Raw genomic sequence first — 1,707 nt, forward strand, 5'->3', positions numbered from 1 at the left:
AAGTAAACTTAAGGGGCTCAAATCAGTATTATGATGCCGAAAGTGGCTTGCATTACAACATTCATCGCTACTTTAGCCCGACTCGTAATCAGTATCTAACCCCTGATCCTGTCGGCTTAGCAGCTGGTAAGGATTTATATGCCTTTGCTAATGATAGACCGCATGAGTTTGTTGATTGGTGGGGGCTTGCGCCTGAAAATGAAGCTGCCTTATTAGGAACTTATGTGCACAATAAATTATTTGCTCCTCAAATTTTAGCCCAAACCACTAATAATTGGAAAACTTTTAGCTGGGGAGGACAAACCTCTAGATACATTCATGGTAGGGGTTATACTTGGCCAACAGGTAATCAAGGTTTGTTACCTGATGCTTATTTTGTTGACCCCACTAATAGAGCTCTTGAGGATAAAGGAACTCAGTTTAAAGGTAATATCTGGGAGTTGAAACCTGTAAGTTATCTATGGGATCAGTCTAAGTATACTTTAGCCAAACAACAAGTTCAAAACTATATTAAATCAGCTAAACGTGGTATTTGGTCCCCAGGTTGTGCGGGTAAAGTTAAGTTAAATCAAGTGCCTTTTTTGTGGGGCGGTAAACCGAAAAAAGTTTCGTTTTTTGATGACTATATTCCAAATAAATTTAAGGGAATACGTAGTCTTTCAAAACCTTCAGGTTTAATTTTCTATTCCATAAAGGATGAATCAAAAAAACAGCAGCAACAAAGCCTAGCTAAAGCGGCTGATTTATTAGAGAAAAATGCTTTGGCTATAAAGCTTAAACAAAAAATCAAAACATTACAAAATTATGCCACTAATTTAACGACTCTCGAAAAGACTGGAATAGCTATAATTATAGTGGCAGTATTAATAGCAGCAATTGCAATATATGCTATAGGTATAGCAGCACTTATAACGGCTTTAATTGGAGCGATATCTTGGATAATATCAAATGGAATATCGATTTTGTCAGGATTGGCTTTAGTTTTAGGATCTACAATGACAAGTGCAAATGCAAAGTCAGAAGCTGAAAAAAACCAAAAAGGGTTATTAGATAAAATGTATGATAAGTTTAAAAGCTGGTTTTAATAGGGGTTGTAAAGTGTTATCAAGTGATAGTATTGATAAGCTAATGGATATAAAGCTTTCTCTATTTGTATCACCGCAGTTTAGTTTATCCAAATTTCCAATAAATAAAAATATTTTTAATGTAATTGATGAGAAGTCAAAATATCCTAGCAGAACTACTTTAAATGAATTAGGCTTATGGTGGCTTCCGACTAATAATTTAGCACTTATTTACCAAAGCCGAGAGATTTTCAAGATTTTTAAAAGTTGGACAATAGAGGATATTGAAAGTGGTTTTCTCTATTTCTATTATAATATTTTTCATGAACTGGGTTTAAGTGAGTCGAAAGTCTTAAATGTTTGTGAACAATTTAATTTACCTGTACCTACTGATCTGAGTAATGAGTTTGATATTAGAATGTTTGAGTTGGAGGTATTGCAATTTTCAGCTTCGATCCCTTATTGGAATGATCAATTAGAGGGATATCCTGTAAACAAAGAGTTTAATCAACTGAACTATACACCCTGTCAATTCTGCGTAGATGAATTAATGTTTAGTAAGTCAAACTTTAAACTTAATCTTATTAAAAGGTATTGTAAAAACTGGGTTTACAATGAGGCTAAATCATCAGCATCGATTATG

At 33.9% G+C, this 1,707-nt stretch carries 2 protein-coding genes; both read left to right on the forward strand.

Annotated features, from left to right (window positions below):
* On the forward strand, positions 1–1,085 hold a 1,085-nt coding region (locus H140_RS15320; RefSeq protein ID WP_167320802.1), incomplete at its 5' end, for an RHS repeat domain-containing protein.
* Positions 1,060–1,707: hypothetical protein (locus H140_RS14830; protein WP_033427098.1), on the forward strand; the 648-nt coding region annotated here is incomplete at its 3' end. The genes H140_RS15320 and H140_RS14830, both read left to right, overlap by 26 nt.

This window comes from Psychrobacter lutiphocae DSM 21542 (assembly GCF_000382145.1).
Taxonomy (GTDB): Bacteria; Pseudomonadota; Gammaproteobacteria; order Pseudomonadales; family Moraxellaceae; genus Psychrobacter; species Psychrobacter lutiphocae.